The sequence below is a fragment of the Pseudomonas sp. MAFF 730105 genome (assembly GCF_055380705.1).
Window position 1 is genome coordinate 6,426,619 of the sequence record NZ_AP018438.1, and the last position, 15,870, is coordinate 6,442,488.

A 15,870-nucleotide genomic window follows, 5' to 3' on the forward strand; every position below is an offset into this window, starting at 1 on the left:
GATTGTAAAAAATGCTCAACAAAAAACAAGTAGCAAGTCCTTCTTCCACAGGCGACCGGGGAGGTGCATTTGAACGAAGAGTACAAGCCTCAAGATTGCTAGCAATGTGCCTGGGGCTTCCTTGCGCTGGTGTGCCGACTGGATATTCAATTCAGAAATTGCAGTTTCAGGGACGAGTACTGGGGCATAATACAGACGACCTTATTATTACTTCCGTATGCGCAAGAACTGGCGAAAATGCCATAGTGCGAATGCAGATGAAGCGTACTCTGACACCTAGTACAAATGATTTTAAAGAAGCAGTTGGACTGGCTTGGCTTGATTTCGTCGACCCATCTTTTAATAAAGATATAGATCAAATACAAATTGTTTTCGATTCTTCAAGCCTGGGTCCGATGAAAGGAGCACAACAAATTGTTGCATTCGCCCGTTCGACATTGACTCATGACGTGTGGAAAACCAAAGTTAACACCAAAAATTTTAGTAACGAAAAAAATAGAAAGGCATACGACGCTATAGAAAGCGCTGTTAAAAATTATGATTCAGGCGCATTCAGCGATGATAGGTTTCACGAATTTGTTAAGTCAATAGAGTTTCTTGGAGAAAGCTTAGATTCCGATAATGATGCAGGTACCAACACACAAAAACAATTTATTTCTCAGCAATTACCTAGCCTCGACAAAAACATGGTTTGGGCACGGCTAGTTTTGGTATGCGTTGAGCTAAATGGAGTCGCTGGTGAAATTTCTCTGAGTAACCTCGACGCGTTTATGCCAGAGCTGGTTGACGACTTGGGCATTGCACGACTCCTGTTGAGGGCAATGGGCACTTCAACTGAAAGCGGATTTCTAGAGATTAAACAGCATAAGTTTTATGAAAAGCTTCAAAAAAAGTTATTACAAATAGGCTCGCCTGTAATGAGTCATGATATAAATAATAATTTATCTAAAGATAAACCTGAATTTGCTAGCCTAAAGCTGTCTTCTGCAATTAGTGAGGTTAGTAAAAATCAAGCCCGGATTGAGCAAGATAGAGTTATCTCTACCATCTACGCGAAAAACAAGGGCATCTCGGCTATTAAGCAACTTACAAATGATTCGATCGGAGAAATCTTAAACTCTTGGTTTCCAGATCATGAGCACACTGCAAACACAAACTATCGATTTATAATACAAGAGCTTCAGTGTGAATTATTCGCAGCGAACATACATACTGGTGAGCTAACAGAAGAAAGGTTCGAAACAACAGCCTATGCTGAAATATTAGTATCTACAGGCGAAGACCCACTGTTAGAAAGAGAGCACAAACTCTGGGTATCGGGGCATGGGCATGATGAACTAGAAGTTTCTTGGCAGTTTTCGTTTAATCTTTCAAAGCAAAAGGATCACTTAGTAAGAATCAAACATTTCTCTTCCTCATTTTTTGCGAGTGATTATTTCCGCAAGAAGCTTAATGCTTATGAGAAGGTACTGGAGAAGATATTGGTTGGCTGGAAACCCGTTGTCCGCCTTGAAATGCTAGGCAGAAAAGATGACCGATATCATAATCATTTGGGCCTAATTTCAAATGTTCCAAAAAATGAAGAATTATTAGAAATGTATCGGCGGATGAAAGTAATCAACCTTATTCTAAGTCTTGCCGAGAAGAATGAAATCCATCTCCGACTTTCCGACGCAGCCTTTGATAAAATGTTGACAGAAGAACTAATTGTGACTGCGGTTCAGGATTTAGTAAAAGCTTGTACGCCTTATCTGCCGAATCCTTATCGATCAGTCGCTTATGTACGAGGGGAAGATTGGGAAATCTGCATGATAGTGAAAAATTTTTTCATAGGATTTCAAAAGCTTAAGTTAATTAACCAAGCGTGAGATTTTGACTTTGCGGGATGGTGGTGAGAACAGAAGCCCCGAAGGGTATGGCGAATTCGGGGCTTCGCTTTACTCAGCATTCAGGCCCACTATCTCATTCAAGACCATCGAAACCGCGAACACGATCGCTGAAAACGGCCTTTAGCAGCGTTCCATTTTTAGCTAGCTCGACGACATCTTCGAGGGAGGGAAGGATCATCCGTGGCTCCTCAGTGGGGCGCAATTTGTTGGCAAGTTCTATCGGTAGCGAGGGTAGGCTGGGAATGGCATTGCGTCGTCTGAGGTAACGCGTCTGCGCCGCGACCACTCCATGTATGGCAGCACTGTGAAACGAGGAATTCAAAACGGAGTCTACGTTTTTTTACACGGCTTGGGTTAATAGCTGGCGGTGGTGGATGACCGCTTTTGGCCGACAGCAGTCGCTAAAGAACGTCTGTATGAATCAGAAATTCAACAATAATACAACTATGGATTATGTGAACCCGACGCAATGCGCCGGGTTTTTTATTTAGAAGCTAACCTCTACCGCGGCTCAACATTATCCAGCGCCCGGTTCGCCAGCAACGAACTCAGTTCGATCAGTTGCTGAATGCCGAGGGCAACGTGACGACGTGAACCGTCCAACTCGAATGCCAGATCACTGACCATGGCATCAGCCGAAGCCAGGGTTTCGCTGAGGTTGGCGAGCAGGCATTCGTTGTCGACTTCTTCTACGACGGTGAATAGCTGGCCCGGTTGAGTGTCCGCTTTGGGCTTTGTCTGTTTGGGTAACAGGTAGAAATCTAGAGCACGTTTGGCGGCGGCATCGACTTTTTGGGCATTGATGCCATCGATATGGGGGGAGGTTGGGTCTGCTTCTGGAGGATTCGGAGTTATTTTGAACATTCGTATATTTCCACTAGTAGGGCCGCAACCGTCTCGCTACTAAACGAAAAGGCGGCAGCTGTGCGCAAGTTAGTAGACCGGTGAAATACACAAAGCCCGGCGCGCCCGAAGGCGCCATGCGCACAGCCACCATCGAATGCAGGCGAACGCCTGATTGATGAGGCTCATGCAGCCATGTGTATTACCGGGCTACTAAACCCGACCACTGATGGGCAGTGGCAGGAAAACGATAGAGCCTAGGGACATGGCGCACAAGCGGGCGGATTCTGGCGTAGTTGTAGGTAAAGGCGCAAGGATGCGTGGCCTGTCGGAAGCACGGCAGTCAGGCGCTGAGTCCCGCCCTGGCGGGACGGCCTGCACGGCGATGTGAAACCAAGCAATGTAATGCTGAGCGAAGACGGCGTTCGCCTGTTCGATTTCGGCTTGGGCCTGGCAACGGAGGGGCCCTTGAAAGACCTGCCCCACCTGAATCGCAATCGCCTCAACGCCTGGACCCCAGGCTACGCCGCGCCTGAACTGTTGGACGGCTCGCCGCTGTCGGCGAGGGCCGATGTCTATGGCGTGGCTTGCGTGTTGTATGAACTGGCGAGCGGCAGACATCCGTTCCGCCGCCTGCCTTCAACCCAGGCCCGCGATGACGGGTTGGAGCACGAACTCAAAGCCCCACCCAACCTGCCCAGGCGCCGCTGGCCGGCGTTGCGAACGGCCCTGGCGCTGGATCCGGGGCGGCGCAATATCGGCGCGGCTCAGTTGCGTGATGCTTTGGGAGGTGTTTCGTCCTGGTGGTGAGGGGCTGGGGCGAGAAAAGCGGAAGAGGCAGTACTTGTCAGCCAACCATCAAAAACTTTGGGAACGGAGTTGCTCGCGGATGCGAACTGTCAGTCGCATCAACATCGAGTGTTCCGGCCTCATCGCGAGCAGGCTCGCTCCCACAGGGTGGGTGGTGGTGTTGTGACTATTGCGCTTCGACGTTATCCAGAGTGCTCGGTTTGCGATCCCGCTCGAATATCAGATTGCTGACCGCCTGCCTGCTGAACGTATTTCGGAATGGGGATGGTATTTGCTGGCATCGCCTTCCAAGGGATTGGCGAGGCGGCAATTTGCCATCTACTCTGCGAGTGGGCGTGCAGAACCTCCTGAGCCCCCTCGCCTTCTTAGGGAAGAGATCATGATTAACATTAACGTGACTTGGTCATCCGTGGTTGTGGCTGTTTGTTTACTGACAGGATGCGCGCCTTATCAGAAGTCACGGGTTCTTGAGGCCGACGAGCGGTTGCTGACCTACTCCACTCGGGTGGATGGAGATGGCAACAAAACCGAGGTGCTGTGCCCCGAGCCCAGCCCGGATGCGCTCAAAACGTTGGCCGGTTCGTTATCCGCAGAAAAAGCGGATGTGGCTGCACTGGCGGCCGCGTTCCAGGAATCAGGGGCAAGTATCGGCCTGCGAACCCATTCGATCCAGCTGTTGAGGGATCAGCTTTACAGTATTTGCCAAGCCTACGGTAACTCCGGCATTACATCGAGCGCCTACCGGATGATGCTCACCCGGAACCAGCGCAACACTGTCGCTCTCATGGCGATTGAACAACTCACAGGGGTTGTCCGTAGCCCAAGCGTAACGCTGAGCGGCTCAGCGACAGCAGACAGAGCGGGCGCTGTGCTTGAGCTGACCACCCAGTTGAATGAGGCGAACGCGAAGTACAAGAGTATGGATCCAGCGACGGATGAAGCCAAGCAGTTGAAAGCGTCGATTGATTCCATTGAGGCTGCGCTGAAGGAGGCGAGAAAGTCGCTGGTCACGGCCTCTGGATCAAGCGCCTCTACATTGGCAAGCACGAGCGAGATCAACAAGGACGTAATGGCTGTGGTTGCAGCCAGTGTCGAGAAAATTGCTGGCTCGGTTATCGGCGTAGATGATCAGTTTTATCTGTGCCTCGATCTGTATGAAAGTATTGGCGAAGCCAGGGTCCCGGCCGTGCTGAGGGAAAGGTGCTCTGCTGTTTTTGCCAGAGACTTGAGCGTGAAAAGCTTAGGTCGATCAGATCAACAAGAGCAGCCAGGTCAGCCCGGTGCTGGGGGCGTTGTGGATACGACGCCACCTCCTACTCTTGTAGATAACTCCAGAGTCGCTGATACGACACTACCTCCTGCTCTCGGAGATAACTCCAGAGTCGCTCGTACGGTAACCCTGCCATCGGGTGCACAGCTGTTTATCTATGATGATAAGAGTATGGCGGTGATGAGAAAGCTGGAGCCCGGTGAGTCGTCCGAGAAGGCGATGGCCGCCGACTCCAAAGGTGTGCAAAAAGTGATTGAGGAACTTCGCCGAGGGGCGATGTAGTTTTCGTGAGAAGCGAGCCAGAGCGGAATGACCTCGCAGCCTCTTCAGCAAAAGGCCAAGTTCGCACCTTGGCCCCAGCCTTGATTGCGCTAAAAGCCCCGGCGACCTTCACACACCCGACGGAATAGGCGCTTTCTTACCCAAGCGGATCAACTCATTGGAGAAGCACAGCCCCACGATGATCAGCGCCGCGCCCATGTACAGGCTTTCACGCGGGACTTCATTGAGCACCACGAACGCCAGCAGCGCGGCGAACAACGGTTCGGTCAGTTCCAGCGCTTGCACCTGGGAAGGCTTGAGGTATTCGATGGCCTTGGTGGTGCAGAAAAAGCCGAGGATGGTCGGCAGCGCGGCCAGCGCCAGCAGAGCGGCAATGGCCAGGGGCGACAGCTCGCCGATCACGAAGCCGTCGGCCGCCGCTGGCATCAGCAGGTACAGGCTGCCGAAGAACAGCAATTGACGGGTGAAGTGCAGCCCACCGGACACACCCATCCGCTTCATCGCCACCGAAAACGCCCCGTAGCCGCAGCCGGCCATGGACGCGAGTGCCGCGCCCTGGAGGGTGAAGCCCTGTTGCAGGTCGGCGCCGAAGATCACCGCGATGCCGGCAATCGCCAGCGTGGCGCCCACGGTGGCGTTTGCGGTGATGGCGTCCTTCAGGAATATGCGACCCAGCACAATCGAGGAGATTGAGGCACTGGCCATCAGCATCACCACGACGCCCGCCGCGGCGTAATGCCGATAGGCAGAGGTTTCGAAGTGGAACAGCACGAAGATGCCGAGGAACGCGCAGATCGCCGCCTGGGTCCATTTAGCCGTCGTCGCAGGGCGTTTGAGGAACAGCAACAAGGCCGAGAGCAACAGGCATCCCAGGAAGGTCTTGATGACGGCAACGCTGCTGGCGGTGAAGCCATTGCTCATGAGCACTTTGCTGAGCACACCGATTGTTGCGTTCAGTGCAGCGGCGGAGAGTGCAAAGATGACGCCTTTGCTGAAACTGGCTTGCATGGATGACGGTCCCTGTCGCGGTTGGGTCGTTCGATAGAGGTCGGCCACATCGACGACGCAAAATTAGAGGAGATGCATATCCCGCCAAACCCGGCAGTCGTTGCGGCATAGTCCGCGTCGCAGAGCAGGATCCGATGGGCCTTCTTGAGATTCCAGTACGGGGTGGCAAAAAAGAGAGGGTGAATCGGGTGGAAGTTCTCTCCATGCATGACCGCGAAGAATGCTCGGCGAGTTCAATCAACCAAGTCAAGGCCCTGGAGGCATGTTGCCGCTGGCAACGTGATGCTTGACAGGATACCGTTGCCGCCGACCGGCAAGCCGGATCGCCAGTAGGGAAACAATCATCCATCTAAAGGACCTGACATGAGCGACACGTACATCCAGCCGAAGGGCTTTCGCAGCATCATCGCCAACCTGGGCATCAAGGACAGCCGTGACGATTTCATGGCTGTCATCTCCGACGTGCCGGCCAGCATCAGTGCCGTGTTCACCCAGTCGCGCTTCGCCGGCCCAAGCGTGACCCTGTCCCGCGAAGTCGCGCAGCGTGATACCGCACGGGGCGTGGTGGTAATTGCGCGCAATGCCAACGTCGCCACTGGCCCCGAAGGCCTGGCCAATGCCCAGGAGGTGCGCACGGGGTTGGCTCGGGCGGTGGACGTCGACCCGCAGGAGTTGGTGATCGCCTCGACCGGCGTGATCGGCCGCCAGTATCCGATGGAGAAGATCCGCGCCTTCCTGGGTGACGTGCCGCCATCGCAGCCTGCCGATTTCCAACGCTGCGCGGCGGCGATCATGACCACCGACACCCACACCAAGTACGCAGCGCGCACGGTTGGCAACGCAAGCCTGGTGGGCATCGCCAAGGGTGTCGGCATGATTGAGCCGAACATGGCGACCCTGCTGACGTTCTTCTTCACCGACGCCAGGATTGCCCCCGATGTGCTGGATGCGCTGTTCCGTCGGGTCATCGACAAAACCTTCAACGCCTTGAGCATCGACACCGATACCTCCACCAGCGACTCGGCGGCGATCCTCGCCAACGGGCTGGCTGGCGAGGTGGACCTGGTGGCGTTCGAGCAAGCGCTTTACGACATCGCCTTGGGGCTGGTGCGCATGATTGCCTCGGACGGCGAAGGGGCGAGCAAGGCCCTGGAGGTGCAGGTCACGGGAGCCCGTGACGATGCGCAAGCCAAGCGTGTGGCCAAGGCCATCGTCAATTCGCCGCTGGTGAAGACAGCCGTACATGGCGCAGACCCGAACTGGGGACGCGTGGCCATGGCGATCGGCAAGTGCGAGGCGGAGCAGGACATCGACCCGGACAAGGTCCGCATTGTGTTTGGCGAAACCGAGGCCTATCCGCGCCAGTTGGACGAGGCCGGGTTACTGGCGGTCAAAGGTTACCTGCAAGGCAAGGAAGTGTTGATCTCGGTTGACCTGAACATCGCCCAAGGGCAATTCACCGTTTATGGTTGCGACCTGTCGGAAGGGTATATCCGGATCAATGCCGACTACACGACCTGAAGCGTAACCAATGTGGGGGCGAGCCTGCTCGCGATAGCGATGGGTCAGCTAGCATCCTGTCAATGTGCCGACGCTTCGCGAGCAGGCTCGCTCCCACAGGGGCCTGCGTCGGCCCATTGGCCTTTTAGCAGCGCCCTTCCAGGATCGCCGCATAGCCTTCGCGAAAGCTCGGGTAGCGCGGGGTCCAGCCCAGGGCTTTGGCCCGGGCGTTGCTGCAGCGCTTGCTGCCGGCGCGGCGCACGCTGGCGTCTTCGGCCCATTCGGTGACGCCCATGTATTCGCGCAGCCAGCCCACCACCTCGGCGAGTGCGGCGGGGGCATCGTCGACGCCGATGTAGCAGTCGTCGAGGGGTTTGCCTTGGCGATCCGCTTCCAGCAGAAACGCCAGCAGGCCTGCGGCGTCGTCGGCGTGGATGCGGTTGGCGTACAGCGGCGGGTCGACCACCACGCGGTAGCCCTGGCGCACTTGGCTCAACAGCCATTCACGGCCCGGGCCGTAGATGCCGGTCAGGCGCACGCGGCTGGCCGGGATGCCGCTGTCGAGGGCCAGTTGCTCGGCTTCGAGCATCAACCGGCCGGAGTAGCCGTCGGCTTCGGTGGGCGAGGTTTCATCGACCCACTCCCCCGCTTTCTGTCCGTATACGCTGCTGCTGGACACGAACAGCAACCGTTTGGGCTGCTGGCCATGCTGCTTCAACCAACCCAACACATGTTGTAACCCTTCAATGTAGGCCGCCCGATAGCCCGCTTCGTCATGCTCGGTCGCGGCCGCGCTGTACACCAGGTAGTCCAGCGGGCCGGTCGGCCAAGCGGCGGGGCATTGCGCGCTGAACAAATCCCCCGCCACCCCGATAACCCCCGCCGGCAGGCTCGAAACCGAGCGTCGCAAGCCATAGACCTGCCAATGTTCAGCCAGCAACTGGCTGGCGAGGCGGCCGCCGATATCACCGCAACCGGCGATCAAAACAGAAGACACGGACATCAAGCTCTCCTCGGGTAAAGCCGCAGACTAGCGCGCGGAAGAGACGGGCGGCTAGGAATGCAGGAAAAAAAGATACTCTATTACTTTTGTTAACAAGAATTACTTGCAATAATGCACCCCACTTTTGTTCTCGGCCTCACGAGGCCTGGAAGAACATCGACTTCTTTACTCTCAGGTCCGGCCAGCATGAATCGCTCTCTATCCTCCGCTTCGCCAACCAACCGACCTCGCGCCTGGGGCGCCATGGCAGCGCTGCTGTTCAGCCTGCTGCTGGCCCCTGCTGCCGCGTTCGCCGACGCCGCCACCCCTGCAGCCGCCAACGAACCCGCCGCGAACACCCAGGCAGACGTACCGAGAAACCCTGACGGCAGCGTCGATACCTCGGCCCTCTCGCCCGAAACACAAAAGGCGCTGGCTGAATTCGGTGAAGCCATGAAGCATCTGGGAGAGGAGCAGAAGGACGACAACTCCCTGGGCATGGCCCACGACCTGTCCCCATGGGGCATGTACCAGAACGCCGACATCATCGTGAAACTGGTGATGATTGGCCTGGCGATCGCTTCGATCATCACCTGGACCATCTGGATCGCCAAGGGCTTCGAGCTGATGGGCGCCAAGCGTCGCTTGCGCGGTGAGATCGCGGCCCTGAAGAAAGCCACCACCCTCAAGGAAGCCAGCGCCACGGCGGCGAAGGAAGGCACCCTGGCCAACCTGCTGGTGCACGACGCGCTGGAAGAAATGCGCCTGTCCACCAACAGCCGCGAGAAGGAAGGCATCAAGGAACGCGTGAGCTTCCGTCTCGAACGCCTGGTGGCGGCCTGCGGCCGCAACATGAGCAGCGGCACCGGCGTTCTCGCCACCATCGGTTCCACAGCGCCGTTCGTGGGCCTGTTCGGCACCGTGTGGGGCATCATGAACAGCTTCATCGGCATCGCCAAGACCCAGACCACCAACCTCGCCGTCGTCGCCCCCGGCATTGCCGAAGCGTTGCTGGCAACTGCCCTCGGGCTGGTGGCGGCCATTCCTGCGGTGGTCATCTACAACGTCTTCGCCCGCTCCATCGCCGGCTACAAGGCCCAGGTGTCCGACGCTTCGGCCGAAGTGCTGCTGCTGGTGAGCCGCGACCTCGACCACCAGCCGACCGAGCGCAGCTCGCAACCGCACATGGTGAAGGTGGGGTAATCGGCCATGGGCCTGCATTTGAAGGAAGGCGCAGACGACGATCTGGCCGAGAACCACGAAATCAACGTCACGCCGTTCATCGACGTGATGCTGGTGCTGTTGATCATCTTCATGGTGGCCGCCCCGCTGGCGACCGTGGACATCAAGGTTGATCTCCCGGCGTCGACGGCCAAGCCATCGCCGCGTCCGGAGAAACCGGTGTTCCTCAGCGTCAAGGCCGACCAGCGCCTGTTCCTGGGCGAGGACGAGGTCAAGACCGAAAACCTCGGTGCCACCCTCGACGCCAAGACCCAGGGCAAGAAGGACACGACGATCTTCTTCCAGGCCGATAAAGGCGTGGACTACGGCGACCTGATGAGTGTGATGGACGCCCTGCGCGGCGCCGGCTACTTGAAGGTCGGCCTGGTCGGACTCGAGACGGCGCCGAAGAAATGATCACGACGCGCCAAAAGCTGACGCGTTACGGGGCTAGTCTGGCGGTGGTGTTGGGCGTGCATGCGCTCGCCATTGCGCTGGCGCTGAACTGGACGTCGCGCCCGCCCATCGAATTGCCGCCCCAGGCCATGATGGTCGAGCTGGCGCCAATGCCGGCCCCGCCACCGCCCGCGCCGCCGAAGGTCGTCACGCCGCCGCGGCCGCCGGAACCGGTTGAAGAGCTGCCGCTGCCGAAACTCGCCGAAGCGCCGAAGCCGGAGATCTCCGTGCCCAAGCCGGTCAAGCCCAAGCCGAAGCCTCAACCGCCCAAGCCCAAGCCTGTGGAAGAGAAAAAGCCGGAGCCGCCGAAGGAAGAGCCGTCGGATAAGAAGCCGAGCGACACCCCGCCGACCCAGGCCCCGAGCGAAAAGTCCGCGCAACCGGCTCCTGGCCCGTCGCCGGCGCAAATGGCGGCCAAGGCCAACTGGCAAGGCACGCTGCTGGCGCACTTGGCCAAGTACAAGAAGTACCCGCTCAGGGCCCGGCAGATGAACAAGGAAGGCACCAACCGCCTGCGTTTCGTGGTGGATGCTCAAGGTAACGTCCTGTCGTTCAAACTGGTGGACAGCGCCGGCACGGAGTCCCTGGACAAGGCCACCCTGGACATGATCCGCGACGCCCAGCCGCTGCCCAAGCCACCGGCCGACATGCTGACCAACGGCTCTGTCGAAATCGTCGCGCCGTTCGTGTATTCCATCGACAAGCGTCGGCGCTGACCCCCTGCTTCGATCGTTCCCACGCTCCGCGTGGGAATGCCTCAAGGGACGCTCCGCGTTCCAGCTCCGGCACACCGCAAGCAGGTGTGACGCAGAGCGTCACGGGCTGCATTCCCACGCGGGAGCGTGGGAACGATCGGCACAGACAGACGACATTGGACAGTGTCACACCGCGCCCGCAGTCTGATAACGTGCGTCTATCGATTGCAGCCGGTATGCTTGGCTCGCAACTTCACGGACGCTCGCCATGACCCTCACAGAATTACGCTACATCGTGACCCTCGCCCAAGAGCAGCACTTTGGCCATGCGGCCGAGCGTTGCCATGTCAGCCAGCCGACGCTGTCGGTGGGCGTGAAAAAGCTGGAAGATGAACTCGGCGTGCTGATTTTCGAGCGCAGCAAGAGCGCCGTGCGCCTGACGCCGGTGGGCGAAGGCATCGTGGCCCAGGCGCAGAAAGTGCTTGAGCAGGCCCAGGGCATCCGCGAGTTGGCCCAGGCCGGCAAGAACCAGCTGACCGCTCCGTTGAAAGTCGGCGCCATCTACACCGTCGGCCCGTACCTGTTCCCGCACCTGATCCCACAACTGCACCGGGTCGCCCCGCAGATGCCGTTGTACATCGAAGAAAACTTCACCCATGTGCTGCGGGACAAGCTGCGCAACGGCGAGCTGGACGCGATCATCATCGCCCTGCCCTTCAACGAAGCCGACGTGCTGACCCTGCCGCTCTATGACGAGCCGTTCTACGTGTTGATGCCGGCCCAGCATCCCTGGACTCAGAAAAAGACCATCGACGCCGGCCTGCTCAACGACAAGAGCCTGCTGCTGCTCGGCGAGGGTCACTGTTTCCGCGACCAGGTGCTCGAAGCCTGCCCGACCCTGACCAAGGGCAGCGAAGGCGCCAAGCACACCACGGTGGAATCCAGCTCCCTGGAAACCATCCGTCACATGGTCGCGTCGGGTCTGGGTATTTCGATCCTGCCGCTGTCGGCGGTGGACAGCCACCACTACGCCCCCGGGGTGATCGAAGTCCGCCCGATGACGGCGCCCGTGCCGTTCCGCACCGTTGCCATTGCCTGGCGCGCCAGCTTCCCGCGGCCCAAGGCCATCGAGATCCTCGCTGACTCGATCCGCCTGTGTTCCGTGGCCAAGCCGCCTTCGGCCAAGTAACCCTCGACCATGACTGAGCTGTCCAAAGTACCGGTCACGACCCTCAAGGGTGTCGGTGAAGCCATGGCCGAGAAACTGGCCAAGGTCGGTCTGGAAAACCTCCAGGACGTGTTGTTCCACCTGCCGCTGCGTTACCAGGACCGCACCCGCGTGGTGCCCATTGGTCATTTGCGGCCGGGGCAGGACGCGGTGATCGAAGGCACCGTCAGTGGCGCCGACGTGGTCATGGGCCGCCGTCGCAGCCTGGTGGTGCGCCTGCAGGACGGTACCGGCGGGCTCAGCCTGCGCTTCTATCACTTCAGCAATGCGCAGAAGGAAGGCCTCAAGCGGGGCACCCGCGTGCGTTGCTATGGCGAGGCGCGGCCCGGTGCGTCGGGGCTGGAGATCTATCACCCGGAATACCGCGCCATCACTGGCGACGAACCGCCGCCGGTGGACGAAACCCTGACCCCGGTCTATCCGCTCACCGAAGGCCTGACCCAACAGCGCCTGCGCCAGCTCTGCCAGCAGACCCTGACCCTGCTGGGCCCCAGCAGCCTGCCCGACTGGCTGCCCAAGGAACTGGCCCGGGACTATCAACTGGCGCCACTGGCCGACGCGATCCGTTACCTGCATCACCCGCCAGCCGATGCCGATGTCGAGGAACTGGCCCTCGGGCACCACTGGGCCCAGCACCGGCTGGCCTTCGAAGAGCTGCTGACCCACCAACTGTCGCAACAACGCCTGCGCGAAAGCCTGCGTTCGCTGCGCGCCCCGGCGATGCCCAAGGCTCGGGACTTGCCAGCGCGCTACCTGGCCAACCTGGGCTTCACGCCAACCGGAGCCCAGCAACGGGTCGGCAACGAAATCGCCTACGACCTGAGCCAACCCGAGCCAATGCTGCGGCTGATCCAGGGCGACGTGGGCGCGGGCAAGACCGTGGTCGCCGCCCTCGCCGCGCTCCAGGCCCTGGAGGCCGGTTACCAGGTGGCGCTGATGGCGCCCACCGAGATTCTGGCGGAACAGCATTTCATTACCTTCCAGCGCTGGCTCGAACCCTTGGGCATCGAAGTCGCCTGGCTGGCCGGCAAGCTCAAGGGCAAGAACCGCACCGCCGCCCTGGCGCAGATCGCCGAAGGCGCACCGATGGTGGTGGGCACCCATGCGCTGTTCCAGGACGAAGTGCAGTTCAAGAACCTGGCCCTGGTGATCATCGACGAACAGCACCGTTTCGGCGTGCAGCAACGCTTGGCCCTGCGCCAGAAAGGCGTGGGCGGGCGCATGTGCCCGCATCAGTTGATCATGACCGCCACGCCGATTCCGCGGACCCTGGCCATGAGCGCCTACGCCGACCTCGACACCTCGATCCTCGACGAACTGCCACCCGGGCGCACCCCGGTCAACACCGTGCTGGTCACCGACACCCGGCGGGTCGAGGTGATCGAACGGGTGCGCAGCGCCTGTGCCGAGGGGCGGCAAGCCTACTGGGTCTGTACGTTGATCGAGGAATCCGAAGAGCTGACCTGTCAGGCCGCCGAAACCACATACGAAGACCTCACCGCCGCCCTCGGTGAGTTGAAAGTCGGGCTGATCCACGGCCGCATGAAACCCGCCGAAAAAGCCGCCGTCATGGCCGAGTTCAAGGCCGGTGCCCTGCAATTGCTGGTCGCTACCACGGTGATCGAAGTCGGTGTGGACGTGCCCAACGCCAGCCTGATGATTATCGAAAACCCCGAGCGCCTGGGCCTCGCGCAACTGCACCAGCTACGTGGTCGGGTGGGCCGGGGCAGTGCCGCCAGCCATTGCGTGCTGCTGTATCACCCGCCGCTGTCGCAGATCGGCCGCCAGCGCCTGGGCATCATGCGTGAAACCAACGACGGCTTCGTCATTGCCGAAAAAGATCTCGAATTGCGCGGCCCCGGTGAAATGCTCGGCACGCGCCAGACCGGTCTGCTTCAATTCAAGGTAGCCGACCTGATGCGCGACGCCGATCTGCTCCCTGCAGTACGCGACGCCGCCCAGGCTCTGCTGGAACGCTGGCCCGACCATGTCAGCCCACTGCTGGACCGCTGGCTGCGCCACGGGCAGCAATACGGCCAAGTGTGAGCACGCTCGCAGTTTCCGGGCGCATCTGCCACGGCAAGCTGGTTATACTGCTCGACTTGTAGGAAAACGGATACAGACCATGACTGAAGCTGCCCTCGTCCCCGAAATTCCGCACGCTCCGTCAGTGATTCGGCAGTTGCTCGAGAAATTAGGCATCGGCTTTGACGAAGTAATCGAACGACCGAGCCTGAACCCCGCCCGCAAGGTGCAGGCGGTTCTGCTACACGATGCCGTCGGCGCACTCATGGTGCTGTTTCCACAAAGCCAGCTGCTGGACCTCAACCGCCTGGCCGAACTCACCGGTCGCAAACTCACGGCGGTACCGACCGAACGCCTGGAGCGCATGCTCGGCAAACATAGCCTGAGCCTGCTGCCCGGCCTGCCGGCACTGACCAGCTCGCCGTGCCTGTACGAAGAGAGCCTGCTGCGCGAACCGAAGCTGCTGATCCATTCGGGCGAGCCGGGGGTGCTGCTGGAAGTCACCAGCGAAGCCTTCAAGAGCATGCTCACCAAGTCCAGCGCCGCGACATTCGGCGAGCCCGTGAGCAATATCACCCCCAACCTGGACCGCCCGCACGACGACCGCGCGGAAATCACCCAGGCTGTACAGGCCTTCACCGCGCGCCGGATCCAGCAACGGCTGGAAGAAACCATCGAGATCCCGCCACTGGCGGAAACCGCGCAAAAAATCATCAAGCTGCGGGTCGACCCCGACGCCACCATCGATGACATCACCGGTGTCGTCGAAACCGACCCGGCCCTGGCCGCGCAGGTGGTGAGCTGGGCCGCGTCGCCGTACTACGCCTCGCCGGGCAAGATCCGCTCGGTGGAAGACGCCATCGTCCGGGTGCTGGGTTTCGACCTGGTGATCAACCTGGCGCTGGGCCTGGCCCTGGGCAAGACCCTGAGCCTGCCCAAGGACCACCCGCAACACGCCACGCCGTACTGGCACCAGTCGATCTACACCGCCGCCGTCATCGAAGGCCTGACCCGCGCCATGCCCCGTGCCCAGCGCCCGGAAGGCGGCCTGACGTACCTGTCCGGCCTGCTGCACAATTTCGGCTACTTGCTGCTGGCCCACGTGTTCCCACCGCACTTCTCGTTGATCTGCCGCCACCTGGAGGTCAACCCGCACCTGTGCCACAGCTACGTGGAACAGCACCTGCTGGGCATCAGCCGCGAACAGATCGGCGCCTGGCTGATGCGTTACTGGGACATGCCCGACGAGCTGGCCACCGCCCTGCGCTTCCAGCACGACCCGCACTACGACGGCGACTATGCCGCCTACCCGAACCTGGTCTGCCTGGCCGTGCGCCTGCTGCGGGCCCGTAGCGTCGGCTCAGGCCCGGACGAAGAGATTCCCGATGCACTGCTCGAACGTGTGGGCTTGACGCGGGAGAAGGCTAACGACGTGGTCAGCAAAGTGCTGGAAGCTGAAGTGTTGTTGCGGGAGTTGGCTTCGCAGTTCCATAGCTGAAGAGCACACCGGATCACTGCGTCACCGAGCCTTTGTGGTGAGGGGATTTATCCCCGCTGGGCTGCGAGGCAGCCCTAAAATCTGTATGCCGGGTGTGTCAGGCTGATTGCATCCAACCTTGTTGGGGCTGCTTTGCAGCCCAACGGGGATAAATCCCCTCGCC

12 protein-coding genes and 1 pseudogene are annotated in these 15,870 nt (G+C 59.6%); 10 read left to right on the top strand and 3 right to left on the bottom strand.

The window, feature by feature from the left end; all coding sequences use genetic code 11:
- Window positions 1–11: 11 nt before the first annotated feature.
- The gene (locus PCOSP_RS28430) at window positions 12–1,868 is read left to right on the top strand and encodes a hypothetical protein (protein ID WP_464709957.1); all 1,857 of its coding nucleotides are present in this window, start codon (window positions 12–14) and stop codon (window positions 1,866–1,868) included.
- Window positions 1,869–2,390: 522 nt separating this feature from the next.
- On the opposite strand, the gene PCOSP_RS28435 is transcribed toward PCOSP_RS28430, so the two are convergent.
- Window positions 2,391–2,753, bottom strand: coding sequence for a DUF6124 family protein (locus PCOSP_RS28435; RefSeq protein ID WP_139641172.1), 363 nt, complete (start codon window positions 2,751–2,753; stop codon window positions 2,391–2,393).
- Between the two features lie 345 nt (window positions 2,754–3,098).
- Between PCOSP_RS28435 and PCOSP_RS28440 the strand changes: the two are divergent.
- Window positions 3,099–3,542: pseudogene (locus tag PCOSP_RS28440) on the top strand (protein kinase domain-containing protein); the annotation flags it as partial.
- Window positions 3,543–3,711: 169 nt separating this feature from the next.
- Window positions 3,712–5,094 carry a hypothetical protein gene (locus PCOSP_RS28445; protein ID WP_464709958.1) on the top strand — a complete coding sequence of 461 codons (1,383 nt, stop codon included), beginning with the start codon at window positions 3,712–3,714 and terminating at the stop codon, window positions 5,092–5,094.
- A gap of 108 nt (window positions 5,095–5,202) precedes the next feature.
- Here the strand turns inward: PCOSP_RS28445 and PCOSP_RS28450 are convergent, their stop codons facing one another.
- Window positions 5,203–6,102 (bottom strand): DMT family transporter, encoded by a 900-nt coding sequence (locus PCOSP_RS28450; protein ID WP_041024071.1) that lies wholly within the window; start codon window positions 6,100–6,102, stop codon window positions 5,203–5,205.
- 363 nt (window positions 6,103–6,465) lie between these two features.
- Between PCOSP_RS28450 and argJ the strand changes: the two genes are divergently transcribed.
- Entirely contained in the window at window positions 6,466–7,623 is a 1,158-nt protein-coding gene (gene argJ, locus PCOSP_RS28455; protein ID WP_175364173.1) for a bifunctional glutamate N-acetyltransferase/amino-acid acetyltransferase ArgJ, read from the top strand.
- A 124-nt stretch (window positions 7,624–7,747) separates the two neighbouring features.
- Here the strand turns inward: argJ and PCOSP_RS28460 are convergent, their stop codons facing one another.
- A complete protein-coding gene (locus tag PCOSP_RS28460) occupies window positions 7,748–8,605 on the bottom strand; it encodes an SDR family oxidoreductase (RefSeq protein ID WP_464709959.1) in 858 nt (285 codons plus the stop codon).
- Window positions 8,606–8,791: 186 nt separating this feature from the next.
- Between PCOSP_RS28460 and exbB the strand changes: the two genes are divergently transcribed.
- From exbB to PCOSP_RS28490, 6 genes are all read left to right on the top strand, one after another.
- The gene (gene exbB, locus PCOSP_RS28465) at window positions 8,792–9,787 is read left to right on the top strand and encodes a tonB-system energizer ExbB (RefSeq protein ID WP_175364171.1); all 996 of its coding nucleotides are present in this window, start codon (window positions 8,792–8,794) and stop codon (window positions 9,785–9,787) included.
- 6 nt (window positions 9,788–9,793) lie between these two features.
- A complete protein-coding gene (exbD, locus tag PCOSP_RS28470) occupies window positions 9,794–10,222 on the top strand; it encodes a TonB system transport protein ExbD (protein ID WP_042731271.1) in 429 nt (142 codons plus the stop codon).
- Window positions 10,219–10,977: an energy transducer TonB gene (locus PCOSP_RS28475; RefSeq protein ID WP_139641184.1), complete on the top strand. Its 759-nt coding sequence runs from the start codon at window positions 10,219–10,221 to the stop codon at window positions 10,975–10,977. Before exbD ends, PCOSP_RS28475 begins: the two co-directional genes overlap by 4 nt.
- 247 nt (window positions 10,978–11,224) lie before the next feature.
- Window positions 11,225–12,145 (top strand): hydrogen peroxide-inducible genes activator, encoded by a 921-nt coding sequence (locus PCOSP_RS28480; protein ID WP_041024076.1) that lies wholly within the window; start codon window positions 11,225–11,227, stop codon window positions 12,143–12,145.
- A 9-nt stretch (window positions 12,146–12,154) separates the two neighbouring features.
- Entirely contained in the window at window positions 12,155–14,230 is a 2,076-nt protein-coding gene (gene recG / locus PCOSP_RS28485; RefSeq protein WP_175364170.1) for an ATP-dependent DNA helicase RecG, read from the top strand.
- Window positions 14,231–14,309: 79 nt separating this feature from the next.
- Window positions 14,310–15,707 carry an aminoacyl-tRNA deacylase and HDOD domain-containing protein gene (locus PCOSP_RS28490; protein ID WP_139641188.1) on the top strand — a complete coding sequence of 466 codons (1,398 nt, stop codon included), beginning with the start codon at window positions 14,310–14,312 and terminating at the stop codon, window positions 15,705–15,707.
- Window positions 15,708–15,870: the final 163 nt, after the last annotated feature.